At 55.7% G+C, this 18,125-nt stretch carries 14 protein-coding genes; 4 read left to right on the top strand and 10 right to left on the bottom strand.

Translation table 11 applies throughout. From position 1 onward, the window contains the following. Positions 1-105: 105 nt before the first annotated feature. The 3 genes from asnS to aspC all read left to right on the top strand — a co-directional run bounded on the left by asnS (position 106) and on the right by aspC (position 4,593). Positions 106-1,506 carry an asparagine--tRNA ligase gene (gene asnS, locus DEO48_RS19285; RefSeq protein ID WP_109846027.1) on the top strand — a complete coding sequence of 467 codons (1,401 nt, stop codon included), beginning with the start codon at positions 106-108 and terminating at the stop codon, positions 1,504-1,506. Between the two features lie 605 nt (positions 1,507-2,111). Then, a complete protein-coding gene (locus DEO48_RS19275; protein ID WP_032658185.1) occupies positions 2,112-3,218 on the top strand; it encodes a porin in 1,107 nt (368 codons plus the stop codon). Positions 3,219-3,402: 184 nt separating this feature from the next. Beyond that, entirely contained in the window at positions 3,403-4,593 is a 1,191-nt protein-coding gene (aspC, locus tag DEO48_RS19270; protein ID WP_033145106.1) for an aspartate transaminase, read from the top strand. Positions 4,594-4,641: 48 nt separating this feature from the next. Here the strand turns inward: aspC and DEO48_RS19265 are convergent, their stop codons facing one another. From DEO48_RS19265 to cmoM, 7 genes are all read right to left on the bottom strand, one after another. Further along, positions 4,642-5,289 (bottom strand): MBL fold metallo-hydrolase, encoded by a 648-nt coding sequence (locus DEO48_RS19265; RefSeq protein ID WP_109846026.1) that lies wholly within the window; start codon positions 5,287-5,289, stop codon positions 4,642-4,644. A 20-nt stretch (positions 5,290-5,309) separates the two neighbouring features. Beyond that, complete coding sequence (locus DEO48_RS19260; RefSeq protein ID WP_023335137.1) at positions 5,310-5,861, bottom strand: YcbK family protein; 552 nt, start codon at positions 5,859-5,861, stop codon at positions 5,310-5,312. Between the two features lie 174 nt (positions 5,862-6,035). Further along, the gene (gene ldtD, locus DEO48_RS19250) at positions 6,036-7,859 is read right to left on the bottom strand and encodes a L,D-transpeptidase (RefSeq protein ID WP_109846025.1); all 1,824 of its coding nucleotides are present in this window, start codon (positions 7,857-7,859) and stop codon (positions 6,036-6,038) included. A gap of 178 nt (positions 7,860-8,037) precedes the next feature. Then, the gene (gene mukB, locus DEO48_RS19245) at positions 8,038-12,489 is read right to left on the bottom strand and encodes a chromosome partition protein MukB (RefSeq protein ID WP_109846024.1); all 4,452 of its coding nucleotides are present in this window, start codon (positions 12,487-12,489) and stop codon (positions 8,038-8,040) included. After that, on the bottom strand, positions 12,489-13,193 hold the full coding sequence (gene mukE, locus DEO48_RS19240) for a chromosome partition protein MukE (protein WP_008499954.1): 705 nt from the start codon (positions 13,191-13,193) through the stop codon (positions 12,489-12,491). The genes mukB and mukE overlap by 1 nt, the downstream gene beginning before the upstream one ends. Beyond that, positions 13,174-14,496 (bottom strand): chromosome partition protein MukF, encoded by a 1,323-nt coding sequence (mukF, locus tag DEO48_RS19235; protein WP_023311005.1) that lies wholly within the window; start codon positions 14,494-14,496, stop codon positions 13,174-13,176. The genes mukE and mukF overlap by 20 nt, the downstream gene beginning before the upstream one ends. A gap of 3 nt (positions 14,497-14,499) precedes the next feature. Beyond that, on the bottom strand, positions 14,500-15,279 hold the full coding sequence (gene cmoM, locus DEO48_RS19230; RefSeq protein WP_023311004.1) for a tRNA uridine 5-oxyacetic acid(34) methyltransferase CmoM: 780 nt from the start codon (positions 15,277-15,279) through the stop codon (positions 14,500-14,502). Between the two features lie 124 nt (positions 15,280-15,403). Between cmoM and elyC the strand changes: the two genes are divergently transcribed. Then, positions 15,404-16,183, top strand: a complete 780-nt coding sequence (gene elyC / locus DEO48_RS19225; protein ID WP_032658191.1) for an envelope biogenesis factor ElyC — start codon at positions 15,404-15,406, stop codon at positions 16,181-16,183. Here the strand turns inward: elyC and DEO48_RS19220 are convergent. The 3 genes from DEO48_RS19220 to ycaR all read right to left on the bottom strand — a co-directional run bounded on the left by DEO48_RS19220 (position 16,160) and on the right by ycaR (position 18,120). Then, complete coding sequence (locus DEO48_RS19220) at positions 16,160-17,053, bottom strand: YcbJ family phosphotransferase (protein WP_023311002.1); 894 nt, start codon at positions 17,051-17,053, stop codon at positions 16,160-16,162. The two genes, elyC and DEO48_RS19220, sit on opposite strands and share 24 nt — an antisense overlap. A gap of 141 nt (positions 17,054-17,194) precedes the next feature. Beyond that, the gene (kdsB, locus tag DEO48_RS19215) at positions 17,195-17,941 is read right to left on the bottom strand and encodes a 3-deoxy-manno-octulosonate cytidylyltransferase (RefSeq protein WP_023311001.1); all 747 of its coding nucleotides are present in this window, start codon (positions 17,939-17,941) and stop codon (positions 17,195-17,197) included. After that, on the bottom strand, positions 17,938-18,120 hold the full coding sequence (gene ycaR / locus DEO48_RS19210; RefSeq protein WP_006174474.1) for a protein YcaR: 183 nt from the start codon (positions 18,118-18,120) through the stop codon (positions 17,938-17,940). Before ycaR ends, kdsB begins: the two co-directional genes overlap by 4 nt. Positions 18,121-18,125: the final 5 nt, after the last annotated feature.

Genomic DNA, 18,125 nt, shown 5'->3' with positions numbered 1-18,125 from the left:
ACTGCGAAATTTACTTGTCTGATAGCGGATGGCAGGTAACATAGATATCCCCCCATAAGGGTGGACAAGTGTTTATTTTTTCCGACTATTAACAGAGAGAATATTATGAGCGTTGTGCCTGTAGCCGACGTACTCCAGGGCCGTGTCGCCGTTGACCAGGAAGTCACCGTGCGCGGATGGGTGCGTACCCGCCGAGATTCTAAAGCTGGCATCTCCTTCCTTGCCGTCTATGACGGTTCCTGCTTTGATCCTGTACAGGCCGTCATTAATAATTCTCTGCCCAATTACAATGATGACGTTCTGCGCCTGACAACCGGTTGCTCCGTCATTGTTACCGGCGTGGTTGTGGCGTCACCGGGCCAGGGCCAGAGCTTCGAAATTCAGGCCTCTGCCATTGAAGTCACCGGCTGGGTTGAAGATCCGGACACCTACCCGATGGCGGCAAAACGCCACAGCATCGAATATCTGCGTGAAGTCGCCCACCTGCGTCCGCGTACCAACCTGATTGGTGCGGTGGCGCGCGTGCGTCATACGCTGGCGCAGGCGCTGCATCGTTTCTTCGATGAGCAGGGTTACTTCTGGGTGTCTACCCCGCTGATCACCGCGTCCGATACGGAAGGTGCCGGCGAGATGTTCCGCGTCTCAACGCTGGACATGGAAAACCTGCCGCGTACGCCTGAAGGTAAAGTGGACTATGACAAAGACTTCTTTGGTAAAGAAGCCTTCCTGACGGTATCTGGTCAGCTCAACGGCGAAACGTACGCCTGTGCGCTTTCTAAGATCTACACCTTTGGCCCAACCTTCCGCGCCGAAAACTCCAACACCAGCCGTCACCTGGCGGAATTCTGGATGCTTGAGCCTGAAGTGGCCTTTGCAGACCTGAACGATGTCGCTGGCCTTGCAGAAGCGATGCTGAAGTATGTGTTCAAAGCGGTGCTGGAAGAGCGTCCTGACGACATGAAATTCTTCGCAGAACGTGTAGACAGCGATGCTGTGGCGCGTCTGGAGCGTTTCGTCTCTGCCGACTTTGCGCAGGTGGACTATACCGACGCGGTAGCAATCCTCGAGAAATGCGGTGAGACATTCGAGAACCCGGTTTACTGGGGCGTTGACCTGGCGTCTGAGCACGAACGCTATCTGGCCGAGAAGCATTTCAAAGCGCCGGTTGTCGTTAAAAACTACCCGAAAGATATTAAGGCCTTCTATATGCGCCTTAACGAAGACGGTAAAACCGTGGCAGCGATGGACGTTCTGGCGCCGGGCATTGGTGAAATCATCGGTGGCTCTCAGCGTGAAGAGCGTCTCGACGTGCTGGACGCGCGTATGGAAGAGATGGGGCTCAACCCAGCTGACTACAGCTGGTACCGCGATCTGCGTCGTTACGGTACCGTACCGCACGCCGGTTTTGGTCTGGGCTTTGAGCGTCTGATTGCCTACGTTACCGGTGTTCAGAACGTACGTGACGTGATCCCGTTCCCACGTACTCCACGTAACGCCAGCTTCTAATCGGTACAAGACTAAAATGGCCAGCTTATGCTGGCCATTATTTTATTCTGTATTGTCAGTTTTCGTCAGCGTAAAGTCAGCGTCTTTAAACCTTGCCCCCGTCACAACCACTACCTGTTACGTTTTGTTTCCGCGAAATATCCAGCCACAAAAAATAAACCCCATTCTTATTGCGATTATTACACCCTCAAGCGATAGCACAAATTTCAACCACTTTTACAGCCATCCGGAAGGCCCTTCGCAGTCATAAGAAAAAACGAGCCGTTTAAGGTCTGTTTATACGAATCGCCTTTATCTCAATTAATCATAAGGAATTCATATATATAGGATAGTGCTTGTTGTTTAATTCACCAGGGCGTTCTGAAGTTTGAGGTGGTTCACAAAGTTCCCAAAAATACATATTTAGTTACACATATTTTCTTTCAGTTACTTAATCTTGAGAATTGTAGCACTTTCAGGCTAGCAAACGCTTCGCCGAATGGAAAGATGCCTGTCAGATACATAAAGACACCAAACTCTCATCAATAGTTCCGGAAATATTTATTGACAGAATTTATTGACGGCAGTGGCGAGTGTCATAAAAAAACCAATGAGGGTAATAAATAATGATGAAGCGCAATATTCTGGCAGTGGTAATCCCTGCCCTGCTGGTAGCCGGTGCAGCTAACGCTGCAGAAATCTATAACAAGAACGGCAACAAACTGGACTTCTACGGGAAAGTTAACGCCGAGCACGATTTCGTGACTTCCGGTGATAACACCAACAATAACGACGCTACCTACGCGCAGATCGGTTTCAAAGGCGAAACTCAGATCAACGACCAGCTGACCGGTTACGGCCAGTGGGAATACCGTTTCCTGGCCAACCAGGCTGAAAATGGTACTCAGACTAACAAAAACCGTCTGGCATTCGCTGGCCTGAAAGCGGGCGATGCTGGCAGCATCGACTACGGTCGTAACTACGGTATCGTTTACGACGTAGAATCTTACACCGATATGGCGCCGTCCTTCTCAGGTATGACCTGGGGCGGTAACTATGTTGATAACTTTATGACCAGCCGCAGCACCGGTCTGCTGACCTACCGTAACAGCAACTTCTTCGGTCTGGTTGACGGTCTGAGCCTGGGCGTTCAGTACCAGGGCAAAAACGACCGTACTGACGTTAAAACCTCTAACGGTGACGGCGTAGGCTACTCCCTGGGCTACGATTTCGGCGAAGGCTTCGGTGCAATCGCATCTTACAGCAACGCTAACCGTACTCTGAACCAGAAAGCTGATGGGGAAGGTGATAAAGCTGAAGCATGGGGTGTTGGTCTGAAATACGACGCTAACAACATCTACCTGGCAACCACCTATGCAGAAACCCGTAACACCACTCGTACCGGTTCTAACGGTGACGCTGGCTTCGCTAACAAAACGCAGAACTTCGAAGTGGTTGCTCAGTACCAGTTCGACTTCGGCCTGCGTCCAGCAATCTCCTACGTGCAGACCAAAGGTAAAGACCTGGCTGCCGTCAACGGCTTCAGCGGTGGCGATGCAGACCTGGCTAAATTCATCCAGGTTGGTACCACTTACTACTTCAACAAGAACTTCAACGTGTGGGCTGACTACTACATCAACCTGCTGGACAAAGACTCCGACTACGCGAAAGCTGTTGGCGGTCTGAACGGCAACGACGATATGGCTGCTGTGGGCGTAACCTACCAGTTCTAATCAGTACACCACTTTGTTATATGCTTAATGAACAGGGCTTCGGCCCTGTTTTTTTATGCGTGACAGAAAATAATGGCGACTTTTGAAAAGCCGCACGCTTTTCGTCGCAAACGGTTGGCATTTTGTAAATCTACCGTTAACCTGATAGCGGATTTCACTTCTGTAATCACAATGGAACTTCGTCATGTTTGAGAACATTACCGCCGCTCCTGCCGACCCTATTCTGGGCCTGGCCGATCTGTTTCGTGCCGATGACCGCCCCGGCAAAATCAACCTGGGTATTGGTGTATATAAAGATGAAACCGGCAAAACTCCGGTACTGACCAGCGTTAAGAAAGCTGAACAGTATCTGCTGGAAAACGAAACCACCAAAAACTACCTCGGTATTGATGGTATCCCTGAATTTGGTCGCTGCACCCAGGAGCTGCTGTTCGGTAAAGGCAGCGCAATTGTGAGTGACAAACGTGCCCGTACAGCACAGACCCCGGGCGGTACCGGTGCGCTGCGCGTGGCGGCGGATTTCCTTGCGAAAAATACCTCTGTTAAGCGCGTATGGGTGAGCAACCCAAGCTGGCCGAACCACAAGAGCGTGTTTAACTCTGCGGGCCTGGAAGTGCGTGAATATGCATACTACGACGCGGCAAACCACTCTCTTGACTTTGACGGCCTGCTGGCGAGCCTGAGCGAAGCGCAGGCAGGTGACGTGGTGCTGTTCCACGGCTGCTGCCACAACCCAACCGGTATCGATCCGACGCTTGAGCAGTGGCAACACCTGGCGAAGCTGTCCGTTGAAAAAGGCTGGCTGCCGCTGTTTGACTTTGCCTACCAGGGCTTCGCCCGTGGTCTGGAAGAAGATGCCGAAGGCCTGCGCGCGTTCGCAGCCGTGCATCAGGAGCTGATTGTCGCAAGCTCGTATTCCAAGAACTTCGGTCTGTACAATGAGCGCGTGGGTGCCTGTACGCTGGTTGCCGCTAACGAAGAGACCGTCGATCGCGCGTTCAGCCAGATGAAATCGGTTATCCGCGCTAACTATTCTAACCCACCGGCACACGGTGCGTCTGTTGTTGCCACTATCCTCAGCAACGATGCGCTGCGCGCTATCTGGGAACAAGAGCTGAACGATATGCGCCAGCGCATTCAGCGCATGCGCCTGCTGTTTGTGAATACCCTGGCTGAGAAAGGCGCGGACCGCGACTTCAGCTTCATCATCAAACAGAACGGCATGTTCTCATTCAGCGGCCTGACCAAAGAGCAGGTTCTGCGTCTGCGTGAAGAGTTTGGCGTGTACGCCGTGGCCTCTGGCCGCGTGAATGTTGCTGGCATGACGCCTGACAACATGGCGCCACTGTGCGAAGCGATTGTCGCCGTACTGTAATTTGCGCCCATAAAAAAGCCTGCGTTATGCAGGCTTTTTTTATTCTGTTTACCAGACAGGCATCTCATCCTGAAGGAACGGATTATGGAGCCGTTCATAGCCCAGCGTCGACATCGGACCGTGTCCAGGGATAAACGTAACGTCATCACCCAGCGGCAATAACTTTTGTTTAATCGACTGGATCAGCTGCCCGTGATCGCCGCGAGGAAAATCGCTGCGTCCTACGCCGCCTTTGAAAATCACATCGCCGGAAATCAGCAGACGAGACTGGTCATCAAAGAAGGCAATATGGCCTGGCGTATGCCCAGGACAATGCAACACCTGTAAAGTCACATTCCCTACGTTAACGCGCTCTCCTTCGTTCAGCCAGCGATCGGGCGTCAGGGGCTGACACTCATCAAGGCCAAACATGCGGCTTTGGGCGGGTAACCCCTGCAGCCAGAACTCATCTTCTTTTTCCGGACCAATCACCGGCACACCGTAGTGTTCAGCCAGTTCAGCCGCAGCACCTACATGGTCAAGATGACCATGAGTGAGCAAAATCTGCATCAGCGTGACGCCGCTTGCTGTGACTTCCTGCTTGATTTTCTCAGCGTCACCGCCGGGATCGACAAGCGCGGCCAGTTTAGTCTGTTCGCACCAGATCAATGAACAATTCTGGGAGAACGCGGTAACCGGAATAATACGATAGTTCATACTGCTCCTGTGTTTCGTTATTACCAGTGCCGAACCGGACCGGTATCAATATGTACAAAGTTGCTGCTGGGGTAATATCCTACACCACCTGCGCGCATAGATAACGCAGCTTTGCGAATATTGGCTAACGAAACGCCTTCAATATGGAAATCCATTGCCTGTCCCTTCGTGTGATAGCTTTTTTTCGCTACCCCGCGACTGTGGGCGCGCAGTTCATTGTTGGTATCAATCGAGCGATAGCCAGAAATGAGCTGAACCGGCTTGCTGGTGCCCAGCAGGCCCTGAAGGCGGAAAATCTGATCAAACAGTCCTGGATCGATGGCTTTTATTTTATTCGCGCGGAAATCACGGAAAAAATGGTTAAGTCTTGCTAATTCATCCTGAATATAGCCTCTGCCATCGAAAAACTCCGCTTTTAGCGACTCACCGGTATGAAGATTGTTGAGCGTTAAAACTCGCGGACGAGGTGTCGAGAGGGTGGCAAATGCTGGCGTCGGCAGGATGGCTGCTGCGCCAAGCGCAACACCACCTAACGCCAGCAGTTTGCGGCGATTAGCGTCAAATTTGTCCATGATAATCAGGTCTACAGGTAAAAGAAATCGTAAGATGCTTAGCGCACGAAGGGCACCTTAACTGGCAAAACCAGGTACGTCAAGGCGCCCAACCCCAGTGAATACGCGGCTTGCAGCGATATAGCCCCTTATTCAACATAACTTACGACAATCATTTTTCCCGAACTGCTTCATTTACCTGATTAATTGTTCCGCTTTTGGCAAAATTTGTGCGCCAGATCGCGCGGTGAGATCATAATTGTAAATATCTGTACGATACTGGGTACGCCCGTCCTCGCCCACAAACGCCGTCAGATAGTAAAGATTGACCGGAATATTGTGGCGAATATTAACGTAACGTGTATCCCCCTGTTTCAGGGCATCCGAGATGCGCGTATCGTTCCAGCCCGCATCCTGCAATAACATATTGGCCAGCTCCGAGGCTTTGTTCACGCGCACGCAGCCAGAACTCAGCGCGCGCGTATCTTTCTGGAACAGGTTGTGGTTCGGCGTATCGTGCAGGTAGATCGCTTCTGAACTCGGCATGTTGAATTTGTAGCGCCCTAAAGAGTTATGCGCTCCGGGAGCCTGCTGGAAACGGAACGGCAGATTCGACGCTGTGATCGTCGACCAGTCGACCATATAAGGATCGATGGCCTCTTTACTGTTCCATCCACGCATCACCGTATAGCCATGACGCTCCAGATAACCCGGGTCGTTCCAGACCTTCGGCAGAATGTCTTTTCGCGCCAGGGTCGGCGGCACGTTCCACGGCGGGTTAACCACCACGTTATTCAGCGCGCTGCTCATCATCGGTGTTTTACGATCCGGACGCCCGACAATCACGCGCGACGCCAGTTTTTCGCTACCATCCTGATAATAGACCAGGGAATACGCCGGAATGTTAACCATAATCCCGGTAGAGAGCGTTCCCGGCAGCAAGCGCAAACGCTGGATATTGAGCGCCAGCACCCCTGCCCGCTGCGCAGGCGATACGTTCAGCCAGTCGCGCGTCGTCTGACCAATGACGCCATCGGCCCCCAGCCCCTGAGCGGCCTGGAATTGTTTAACGGCCGCTACCAGCTCCCGATCGTAAGCCGCAGGTTTGTTGCTCAGGACAACGGCTTTCTTCTCTTTCACGGGCGCTGACGGGCTGACGGCGACGCTTTGTGGATCGTCACCCGGAAGAGCAATCTTTGGCCCGCCTTCCAGAATACCGGAACGCGTCAGGATCTCGCGCAGGGCGGGAACATCGCTGCTCCACTGCCCCGGACGCAGCGTCGCGGTACCGCGCATTTGCGGCCATGGACGCGTGTCCCCCACCAGCGCGAGGAGCGACTGGTGCAAAGTGGCATAGTGTGGATGCGCCGGTGCCAGGCTGGCAATAAAGCGCGGCAGTTCGCCATTGTCCAGCGCGAGCTGCCACTGGTTAATCACCGACAGCGCCGGCGTCGCCAGCTTGTACGGCTTATCGCTGTACAGCCAGCGGTTGCCATTGACAGGAATACCCGCCACGAACTGCAGGTAGCCCATCATGGCATCGGAAAGCACCGCGTCACGCGCCTGCCCGGTGACGGCAGGATCGGTTAACAGCTCAACCCACTTTGTAAACTGCGGCTGAAACCCTGCAATCGCGACCTCTGCCAGCTGCTGCTGGAAGGCGCGCACGGCATCGCGATTTTCCCACATCGGTTTCATATCGCGGGCAGCATAGAGGAGCGTGAGCTGGTTAATATAGACAGGCGTGTAGCCTGACGGCAGCTCCGACTGCAGCTGCTGACTGAGCGATTCTGCGTCGATGCCTTCCGGCAGCGGTTTAATTCCGGCCATGATAGCCGTCGCCGGAGACTGCTCCAGCGGCTGGGACAACGACGTTGGCTGCGCGCCTGTCGTTGCCGAGCTGTCAGTCGGCACAATTTCAGGCTCGTCGGCCTGGGCGGTTAACAGCGGAGCAAACATCACTGCCAGGCATAAACTCAGCGCAGACAGCTGACGACCACATTCTTTCTTTAGCAACATCCCTTGCCCCCTGTTTTCACGACATGCCCATCACGCTGGGGCTTTCTTTCATTATAGGTAGACGGCTAAGCTGTTGCCTTACCTTATGTAAAGAAGTTTAAAGATAACGCAGCCCCAAGCACAAGTTAAGTTTAAAAAAAAAGCGGCGCCAGTGCGCCGCTTCAGGTCAGAAGACGCTTCAGGAAGCGTCCGCCGTGGTTTCCGGCAACGACTCCGGCGGCTGCGGCGCAAAGCCACGCAGCCCCACAACGTGAACGTGTTCGCTGTTCTGGAACACCTTACGCACCAGTTTGTAGGTGGTGCCCTTCTCGGGGCTAATGTTCTCCGGCGCCGCGATAATGAGCTGCATATCAAGACGCTCGCAAAGCTCGAACAGCGTGGCAATTGAGCGGGCATCAAGACGCGCCGCCTCATCCAGGAACAGCAGTCGGCACGGCGAGATGTCTTTGCCGCGCAGGCGACGCGCTTCATCTTCCCAGCTCTGTACGACCATCACCAGAATTGACATCCCGGTACCGATCGCTTCACCGGTAGAGAGCGCCCCGGATTCCGCACGCAGCCAGCCGTCTGAGCCACGGTTTACCTCAACTTCCATTTCCAGGTAGTTACGGTAGTCGAGCAGCTCTTCACCGATGGTTTGCGGCGTACGTTGCCCCATATCAATCTGCGGGTTCAGGCGCTGATACAGCTTCGCCAGCGCTTCGGAGAAGGTCAGACGGTTGCTGTTGAACAGATCCTGATGCTGCTCGTGCTGCTCTGAGAGCACTTCCAGCAGCGTCGCGTGGGCCTCACGCACGTTGACGTTGAGGCGCACGCTGTTCACCTGGCCAAACGACACGCTCTGCAGACCCTGGTTCAGCTGGCGGATACGGTTCTGCTCGCGCTGAATGGTTTTACGAATGATGTTAGCCACGCTGCGGGAGCTGATCGCCAGCTTCTGCTCGCGGGAGGTCAATTCCTCCGTCAGGCGGCCCAGCTCGATTTCCATCTGTTCGATGGCTTCGACCGGATCGTCGGTACGGATGATGTCCTGACGAATACGCTCGCGCAGGTGCTGGTAAACCGCCACGAAGAACTGGATTTTACGTTCCGGACGTTTCGGATCCTCCGACATGCGCAGCACGTCGCGCAGGTGTTCGTTATCCGCCACCGCCAGACGCAGCGCACCCAACGCCTTATCCGACATGGAACGCAGCTCATCGGCAGAGAGATACGCCAGCTCGCGGCGGTGAAGACGACGCTCAACGTTATTGTCTTTCACCATGCGCATCACCGCGCACCAGCCCGCCTTGGCGGTCACGACCTGCTCGCGCATTTCGTGATAGTCGCGTTCCAGCTTGCGCAGGCGACGGGTCAGGTTATCCATTTCGGCTTCGCAGAAGGTCAGCGCTTTTTCCAGCTGATTGCGACGCGCGCGGTTATTGCTGAGCTGAGAATGCAGCTCGTCACGACGAATACGCGCGCGCTCTTCTGCCCCGCTGTCGGCACGCACGCCGATGTCCTGAAGCTCTTTCTGCAGATCGTTTAACAGCTCTTTCTTGGTATCGAAGGAGCTTTTCAGCGAGGCCAGCACCTGATTGTACTGGTTCAGCTGAGCGGAGTGGCTGCGCATCGCTTCGCGGGCGCGAGTACGTTCCGCTTCCGCCTGCTCAAGGCGCTGACGCAGTTTTTCGTTCAGATCGCTGTTACCGCTCAGCATTTCCGCCGAATCGGAGTAGCCAAAGTGAGCCCGACGCTGTACCACTTCCGTCAGGGCAAACGCCTGCTGACGCGCTTCGCGCTGCACCTGCTGCGACCAGGCATAATCTTCTTTTAACTGCTCGAACTGTTCCGGGTCGCTCTGCAGGACAGACACAACGGGCTCCAGCTTCGCCAACTGATTGCCGTGCTGCTGAACGAAACGCGCGGCTTCCTGCGCTTCATCCAGACGCTCCTGGATCTCATCCACGCGGTCAGCCAGCGTGTCATCCGCCAGCAGATTCAGGCGCGGCAGAATGCGGTTAAGGGCAGCAACGCCCTCTTTCGCCTGTTCAAACTGAACGCGACTTTGCTGGTTATCACTTTCATGGCTTGCAATCGCACGTTCCAGCTCGCTACGGCGGGTGTTCAGCTTGCGGATTTCGGCTTCCGGATCCGCGTCAAACGCTACGGCGAGATGGCTGCCGATAAAGCGGCTGAACGACTGGTGGAGACGCTGGGTTTTCTGCACGTCAAACGACAGGGTCGCAAAACGTTCAGACAGCGTTTCACGCTCGGCGTGCAGGCTCTCGATGCGGCTTTCGCGCGCGGCGCGGCCAAACAGCGGCAGCTCAGGGAAGCGGGAGTAACGCCACTGACGGTCGGCAATTTTCACCACCACCGCTTTTTCCAGCTCGTCGACGCTGAACACGCTGTCATCGAACGACTGCGGATCCCCTTCGATCAGGTAGAGATCTTCCGGGCAATCTTCCAGGCCGGCAAGCTGCTCAGAAATCAGCGACAGATCCGGGACCACAATCGCGTTGCGGGATGGACCGTACAGCGCGGAGAAGTACGGAGCATCGTCCAGGCCAACGTCGTCATAAATTTCGGACAGCAGCACGCCGCCAAAACGCTCCGCTAGCGCATTCAGGCGTGGATCTTCTGACCCGCCCGGCTGGCTTAAGCGCTCAATTTCTTCATCGACGTCGCGCTTGCGGGCGCCCACTTCGTCACGCTCAACGATGGCTTCGCGCTCGCGCTCCAGCAGCTGCTGCAGGTATTCGGTCACTTCCTGGCTGGATTCGAACTGCTCGCCGCACTGCTCGCTGAGCTGGTTCAGGCTGCTTTGAGCCGCCAGCCAGACCGGCGCACGCTCCAGGAGCGTCTTCGAACGGGACTGAATCTGCTCCAGCTCCTGACGCAGGGTCATACGCTGTTCGCTGGCGTTTGATACGGAATCGGACAGGGCCGCAATACGCGCTTCCAGCTCCTGATGCAGGGCCTCAAGCTCGTCGAAATCGTAATTTTTTCCCTGACGCTTGCAGAATTCCGCCAGCAGACGCTCGGCTTCCTGCTGCTCGCGCAGGCGCTGCTCCAGCTCGTTCAGACGCATACGCAGCGGCTGTACCTGCTCGGCCAGATGGCGCTGGTTCACACCGTCGCGCAGCAGTTCGCGGGCAACGTCCCAGGCTTCGTTACGCGCCAGCGGGCCGTTAATTGCGACCACCAGCTGATAAGCCTGCTCAAACTGGCTGTGCGCCGTTTGCGCGACGCTCATTTTCTGTTCGAGGGAGAGCAGTTTCTCGGTGGCTTCCTGCTCTTTGGCCTGGAAGGTATCCAGCCACTCGTCGGCGCTGTCCGGCGTCAGGTCAGGCAGATGGCACAGCTCTTTTGCACGCTGTAATGCCTGCAATGCCTGGTTATACTGAATCGCTCGCGTCTGCTGCACGTCAAGCGCCTGCTGGTAATCGGCAAGCTGGCTTTTCAGCTCATCCACTTCCAGCTCGGCAGCTTCGGCGCGGGCTTCGTTCTCTTCCTGCATGTCGGCGGCTTCAGCCACCACTTCATTTTGCTCTTCGAGACGAATCTGCAGCTCATCGAGGTCCGCTTCATAGCGCTCGATTTTTTCCTGCTGACGCAGCGCGGTCTGCACCAGGTTCAGGTGATCGCTGGCAGCCTGATAGTCGGCTTCCAGGTCGCCTTCAGCACCGTTGTGCTCACCCAGCTCGCGCGCCATCTCGACGTGCTTATACTGTTCGGCCACCAGCTGTTTACGGGAGGTAAACAGCTCGCGGCGGTATTCTAATGCCTGATCGAGATGCACGCGGCGCTCGTTGGCGTGGCGCATATAGTCTGCCGCCACGTAGTTGGTGGCTTCGCTGATCAGGTGTTTAAACAGGTCGCGGTCAGACTGGGTAACGCGAATCGCTTCCAGCGTCATGCGGTTTTCGCGCAGCGCCGCTTCCATATCCTGGAAGGCCTTACGCACGCCGCTGTTTTCCGGCAGCAGGTAGTCGCGCAGGGAGCGGGTAATCGCGCTGGAGATACCGCCGTACAGAGACGCTTCGATCAGACGGTAGTATTTACTACGGTCTGATGCGGTGCGCAGACGACGCGCCACCACGCCCAGATCGAACATCAGCGAGTGGTAGTCGGTAATGGAGTTGAACTGCTTGAACTGCACGCCTTCGATGGCCTCAAGCTTGTCTTTCAGCTCCTGCAGCGTCAACACGCGCGCCTGACGTTCGTTCAGGGTTTCCGTCAGCAGCGCCGTCGGCTGCACGGAGGTTGGCAGCCCCTGGATGGCGAACGGTTTGATATCCACTTTACGGTCACGACCGGCGACCTGCTGCAGGCGCACGCCCACCACCACGCGCTGATGACGGGAGTTAATAACGTCCAGAACCGAATAACAGACGCCGGCCTTCAGCTTACCGTGCAGACCTTTATCACGGGAGCCGCTTGTTGCCCCCGCTTCGGTGGTGTTACGGAAGTGAAGCAGCGTCAGGTCAGGGATCAGCGCCGTAACAAAGGCTGCCATGGTGGTGGATTTACCCGCACCGTTACCGCCGGAGAGCGTCGTGACCAGCTCATCCAGATCGAACGTTCGGGCAAAGAAGCCGTTCCAGTTAATCAGCGTCAGTGAGCGAAATTTACCGCGTTCAATCATTACTCTTCCTCCCCGCTATCCGGCAGATTCTCTTCATGCTCGTCATTGAGCTGCAAATGGTTTTCCACCGGCATCGCTTCACCGTCGCGGATCATGCGAAGCTGCGCTTCACGCGCGTCATCGCCCGCACGCACGTCGGCGCCGAAGCGGAAGACAGATTCCGTAATGCGGAATTTGCTGCTGTCGTGGCCCATAAACCAGACCATCCCCAGACGACGCAGACGGTTCAGGGAAGAGCGAACCTTTTCCTGTAATTTCTGACGGTCAAGATCCGACCCCGTGGAGCGGTTGTTCACCAGCTTGAGCAGCTTGCTCTCATCCGCCAGCGTCAACAGCTCGTCGTAAAGTTCCTGCTGTGTGAAGATCCCTTCATTCGCCAGACGTTCCGGGCTGAGGTAGAGGTAGCAGAGAATTTTACCGACCATCATATCCAGCTCGGAGAGCACGGAACGCGGGATCAGCGTCGTGGAGCGCGGGCGCAGGTAGAAAAAACCTTCCGGCGCGCGGATAAGCTCCACGTTGTAGCGCGCGTAAAACTCTTCCAGGTACTCCTGGAAGTCCATCAAAAAGGCGTGATTATCCAGCTCGTCTAAGCCAATGTGACGACCGGCACGCAGCTGGCTGTCCAGCGCCGGAAATAACGGATTCGCCAGCGCCTGTGCCAGCTTAACGGGCATCACTTGTTCAATATTTGTCAATGACATGCGCCTGTACCTTGGCTCCGTAATCGTTAATTGGCTGCCACTTTGGCGGCAGTCCGGTGAAATCTGCTTGCGCGACGCCCAGGCGCACCGCCTGGTCTACCACAATGCGGGCAATGTCGAAGTGGCGCGCGCGTGGATATTGCGCCAGATAGTCGCGCACCACGAGACCAAGATCCAGCGGCACTTGTCTGGTTTTGTAGACAGCGAGCTGTTCTTCGATCATCGCCGCAAGCTGCTCGCGAATTTCGTTAAATTCTTCGTATTCCAGATCCGGCGGCAGTTCACCGGTCACCTCTTCATCGCGCAGCGCCATCTCTTCGTCGCGCATATCCAGCAGACGATCGGCATTGGCGTAGGTCAGCGCCCACGGCGCATCGAAATAGGTCTGCACAGACTGACGCAGACGCTGAGCAAAGACGCGGTTTTTATCCATATCAATCGCGGTACGGATAAATTTATGCACGTGTCGGTCGTAGCCGATCCACAGGTCGATTGACTGCTGGCCCCAGCTGATAATGCGGTCGAGTTTGCTCTGCAGATCGAAGACCAGACGATCGATAAAATGCAGATCGTCGTGCGCCAGCGTCGCGTCCTGGATGCGCAGCAGATTCGCCTGCAGCTTGTCCCCTGCGGCTTCCAGCGTATCCTGGAGTTCGCGCAGCGTGCCGGAGGTTTCTGACAGCAGAAGTTCACAGCTGGAGATGGCCGCTCGCCAGTCTTTATTCAGCAGCTGGGCGATATCGTCTTTCACCTGCTGCTGCTGTTCGTCCATCAGACGCTGGGTGAGATCGATACTGTCAAAAATCTCGGCCACCGAATATTTCAGCGGCGCGTAGACGTTACGGTGCCAGTGGAATTCGTCACCGTTTTCATCCGCCGCGTCGGCGGCGCGCTTAAGTTCACCCGCCACGATCGAGAGCTGCATGGAAAGACGCAGCGTAGAAAATTCACGCTGGCGAATATAGTAATCGGTGATGCCGATGCCCAGCGGCGTCAGGCGATAGATGGCGTTTCCTTCCGCCTGCTCGCTGGTAAAGCGGTTCAGCAGACGTTGACGCACCATATCGTTGATTGCGTTGTTGGCACGCACGCTAATGGTTTCGCTGGTTTGCTCAAACGCATCACTGACATGGCGGAACGCATCCACCAGTTCACCCTCGCTCATTTCACCGTCCAGCCGTTCGCCGTTCAGCGTGGCAACCGCCAGCAGGAAAGAGAGTCTGTCTACCGGCAGCGAGATGGAGAAATCGTTTTTCCTGGCCCAGGCAACCAGTTCGGGGACTGTCTGGGAAAATTCACTCATAGGTTATCCTTGCATCTGCGGCTTGTGCGCGGTGACGTGAATATAGCGGCCAAGGCTGATAAAAGGCTCCTGACGGCAATACCGCGTTTCTAATTCTGTTAAGGTGTCAAAACAGTCACGCTGTTTGTGTTTTTCACGCAGATAATCATGAAACACCCTAACGCCCGTCTTCCCGACGATCTGCCAGCCAATCGCTTCCAGCCAGCCATAAACCTGCTGTGGATCGCGCGGATAGTCCGGGGAAAGCGTGCGCTTTTTCTTTTTGGGCATCCCGACCTGCACATAGTCGAAATTTCCTGCAACCATGTTGTGCATCAGGAAGCCGTTAGCATTGTAGAACATCAGCGACAGCGTGCCGCCCGGGCGCAACATCGACCACAGGGTTTGTAACACGCTTTGCGGATCGGCAACCCACTCCAGCACCGCATGAAACAATATCAGATCAACCTGGGTTTCCAAATGCTGCGCGATGTCCTGAGCGGCGCATTGTATAAAATGCATGTTGTCGCTCACACCTTTCTCTTCTGCAGCACGCGTCGCGCGGGCGACCATTTCAGCAGAAAGATCGCAAAGCGTGACGTGATGACCGCGCTCGGCCATTTTTATCGCCGTCTGCCCTTCACCGCCACCGGCGTCCAGCACGCGCAACGTTTGCCCACCAAAGGTAGCCAGAATGGTGTCCAGATCCTGCCAGAGGATCGTCTGACGGAGCTGCCCTTTCGTGGTGCCATAAATGTTGCGCGAAAACTTTTCCGCGATGTCATCAAAATTGCGATCCCGCATTGGGAGAGTTCCACTCGCTAACAGCAAAACCGCTATTTTGTCACACCCGCGCGGAGAATGAACCTCTCTGGTGTAATATCGCGGGTAATCATCTGCTATATGGTCAAAAAAGGAACCAAAAAGGATGCTTTTTACCCTTAAGAAATACATTGGAGGGATGATGCTTCCCCTTCCGCTGCTGCTCATCATCATCGCGCTGGGGCTGGCGCTGGTGTGGTTCAGTCGCTTTCAGAAGAGTGGCAAAACGCTTATTACGCTCGGCTGGTTTGTCCTGCTGCTGTTGAGCCTGCAGCCGGTCGCGGATGGTCTGCTACGCCCCATCGAAAACAAATACCCAACATGGCAAGGAAATCAGAAAGTGGCGTACATCGTGGTGCTGGGTGGCGGGTATACCTGGGATCCTGACTGGGCGCCCAGTTCAAACCTGATCAACAACAGCCTGCCACGGCTAAACGAAGGCATTCGCCTCTGGCTGGCGAACCCGGGATCAAAAATGATCTTCACCGGCGCGGCGGCCAAAACGAACCCGGTGAGTACGGCTGAAGCGGGCGCCAGGGTCGCAGAATCACTCGGCGTGCCGCGTTCCTCGATTATCACCCTGGACAGCCCAAAAGACACCGAAGAAGAGGCTGCCGCAGTGAAGCAGGCAATAGGCGATGTCCCGTTCTTACTGGTGACCTCCGCCTCACACCTGCCGCGCGCGATGATTTTCTTTGAGAAGCAAGGCCTGCACCCGCTTCCCGCACCGGCAAACCAGATGGCCATCGACGCGCCGCTCAACCCGTGGGAACGGGCGATCCCATCCCCGGCCTGGCTGATGCATAGCGATCGCGTCGGTTATGAGACGCTCGGACGCCTCTGGCAGTGGCTGAAAGGATCGTCAGGCGAGCCAGGGCAAGAGTGATTTTGTTGCCAGATCGAAATTTGCGCGATTAAAACGTCCGGTATTCACTAGTTGCGCGACTTCGTCCCAGAGCAGGTAAAGCCAGCGCCGCCAGAGAAACGCTTCTGCAACGGGCGCGCGTTGAAGGTAGTGCCACAGTAGACCTTCCGCCGCCCCGCTGTCGCTGAGCCTGAACAGCTCATATTCGCGCGGAGCCCAGAGCATGATCCCCGGCCCGAGCATCGCCAGAAGCTGATCGCTGCGGGAGTCTTTGAGCATGCTGCGCAGGGTGAAATTACCGTGGATCAGCACACAGTTGTCATTAAAACCGTCGAACAGCGCCGGTAAGCACTCGCGGGTGCGAAACAGAATACGTTTGTCCTGCATGGTTAAACCGGTATTGTTGAACTGGTTAAGCGTTCCCCACAGCACTTCCACCCGCTGGCGATACCACAGCGGCCACAGGTTTTCCTGAGTGCTGTCGACCGGACCGACAAGCCCGCGGCTATCCTGACGATGCCAGGCCAGCAGCGCCTCGACAATCTGGTCTTTTAACTGCTCCCAGCGTTCCGGCGTGCGCGCGGGCGCTTCAACGGGCACGCCGCGTAAACGCTCAATCAGCAGCACGTCCGGGCCGGGGTGTTCCTCGTGGGTCATCACGCCGTACACCGTCGGCATACGGACGGTTCCCTCCCGCGCCAGCATCGACATTTTCCATGCAAGCTGCCTGGCAACGCCCGGCGAGGTGAAACTTCTGGCCATCAGCGGCATTGGGTTGCCCTGACTGTCATACAACGACCAAAGCGCGGTATCGGCCTTTTCACTCACGCATTCGACCCGGCTTAATTTCTCACCCAGCAGATGGCTAAGTTCGGCACGCAGCTGTTCCATATGAGATTACCCCCATTAAGACTACTGCTTTTATAATGAGCGTCCTTAAGGGAGATGTCACCCGGAAGAGAACAATTAGGGAAAAGAAAGGGGAATTAAGGGGCAGAGGACATCCCCCCGTCAGGAGGGATGCAGGCGGTATTAGCGCAGCTCGGCGCGAACGCGCTCAAGATCTTCCGGCGTATCAACGCCCGTTCCAGGCACTTCGCTGGCAACGGCAACGTGAATTTTTTCGCCATACCAGAGCACGCGAAGCTGCTCCAGCATTTCGATATGCTCCAGCGGACTCGGCGCCCAGGTAACATATCGACGAATAAAACCGGCGCGATAGCCGTAGATCCCGATATGACGCAAGAAAGTATCACCGATTGTCTCTTTGGAGAGCGCAAAGCGATCGCGATCCCACGGGATCGTGGCGCGGGAGAAATAGAGCGCATAGCCTTCGGCATCCATGACCACCTTCACGGCATTCGGATTGAATGCCTCTTCAGCGTGGTGAATAGGCACCGCGAGCGTCGCCATACCAACCTGACGCTGAGCCAAGTTTTCTGCCACCTGACGGATAATCACCGCCGGGATCATCGGCTCGTCACCCTGCACGTTAACGATGACCGTATCATCACTGAAACCACATTTCTCAACCACTTCCGCCAGACGCTCGGTGCCGGACTGGTGATCGGCGCGGGTCATGCATACCTCACCGCCTGCTGCCTCAACCGCTCGGGCGACGTCAGGATGATCGGTAGCAACAATCACGCGATCGGCACCGGATTCACGCGCACGCTCAAGAACATGCACAATCATCGGCTTGCCGTTGATATCCACCAGCGGTTTACCAGGCAGACGCGTTGAGGCATAACGCGCAGGAATAATGACAACAAAACTCATGGTTTGCTCTCTTCTGCCACCAGGGAACGAGCTTCATTTTCCAGCAGTACCGGAATGCCGTCACGCAGCGGGAAAGCCAGGCTGTCCAGCTTGCAAATCAGCTCCTGTTTGTCCTGGCTGTAATAGAGTTTGCCGTTGCATACCGGGCAGGCAATAATTTCAAGTAAACGGTGATCCATAGTTC

Origin of the sequence: Enterobacter sp. CGMCC 5087 (assembly GCF_003144775.1) — a bacterium.
In the GTDB taxonomy this organism is placed as follows: Bacteria; Pseudomonadota; Gammaproteobacteria; order Enterobacterales; family Enterobacteriaceae; genus Enterobacter; species Enterobacter cloacae_M.
This window is presented reverse-complemented; position numbering and strand designations above follow the sequence as displayed.

What these genes read in the sequence shown, in the direction of transcription:
- asnS (WP_109846027.1), top strand. Translation starts at nt 106, where the DNA reads ATGAGCGTTGTGCCTGTAGCCGACGTACTCCAGGGCCGTGTCGCCGTT.
- DEO48_RS19275 (WP_032658185.1), top strand. Translation starts at nt 2,112, where the DNA reads ATGATGAAGCGCAATATTCTGGCAGTGGTAATCCCTGCCCTGCTGGTA.
- aspC (WP_033145106.1), top strand. Translation starts at nt 3,403, where the DNA reads ATGTTTGAGAACATTACCGCCGCTCCTGCCGACCCTATTCTGGGCCTG.
- DEO48_RS19265 (WP_109846026.1), bottom strand. Translation starts at nt 5,289, where the DNA reads ATGAACTATCGTATTATTCCGGTTACCGCGTTCTCCCAGAATTGTTCA.
- DEO48_RS19260 (WP_023335137.1), bottom strand. Translation starts at nt 5,861, where the DNA reads ATGGACAAATTTGACGCTAATCGCCGCAAACTGCTGGCGTTAGGTGGT.
- ldtD (WP_109846025.1), bottom strand. Translation starts at nt 7,859, where the DNA reads ATGTTGCTAAAGAAAGAATGTGGTCGTCAGCTGTCTGCGCTGAGTTTA.
- mukB (WP_109846024.1), bottom strand. Translation starts at nt 12,489, where the DNA reads ATGATTGAACGCGGTAAATTTCGCTCACTGACGCTGATTAACTGGAAC.
- mukE (WP_008499954.1), bottom strand. Translation starts at nt 13,193, where the DNA reads ATGTCATTGACAAATATTGAACAAGTGATGCCCGTTAAGCTGGCACAG.
- mukF (WP_023311005.1), bottom strand. Translation starts at nt 14,496, where the DNA reads ATGAGTGAATTTTCCCAGACAGTCCCCGAACTGGTTGCCTGGGCCAGG.
- cmoM (WP_023311004.1), bottom strand. Translation starts at nt 15,279, where the DNA reads ATGCGGGATCGCAATTTTGATGACATCGCGGAAAAGTTTTCGCGCAAC.
- elyC (WP_032658191.1), top strand. Translation starts at nt 15,404, where the DNA reads ATGCTTTTTACCCTTAAGAAATACATTGGAGGGATGATGCTTCCCCTT.
- DEO48_RS19220 (WP_023311002.1), bottom strand. Translation starts at nt 17,053, where the DNA reads ATGGAACAGCTGCGTGCCGAACTTAGCCATCTGCTGGGTGAGAAATTA.
- kdsB (WP_023311001.1), bottom strand. Translation starts at nt 17,941, where the DNA reads ATGAGTTTTGTTGTCATTATTCCTGCGCGTTATGCCTCAACGCGTCTG.
- ycaR (WP_006174474.1), bottom strand. Translation starts at nt 18,120, where the DNA reads ATGGATCACCGTTTACTTGAAATTATTGCCTGCCCGGTATGCAACGGC.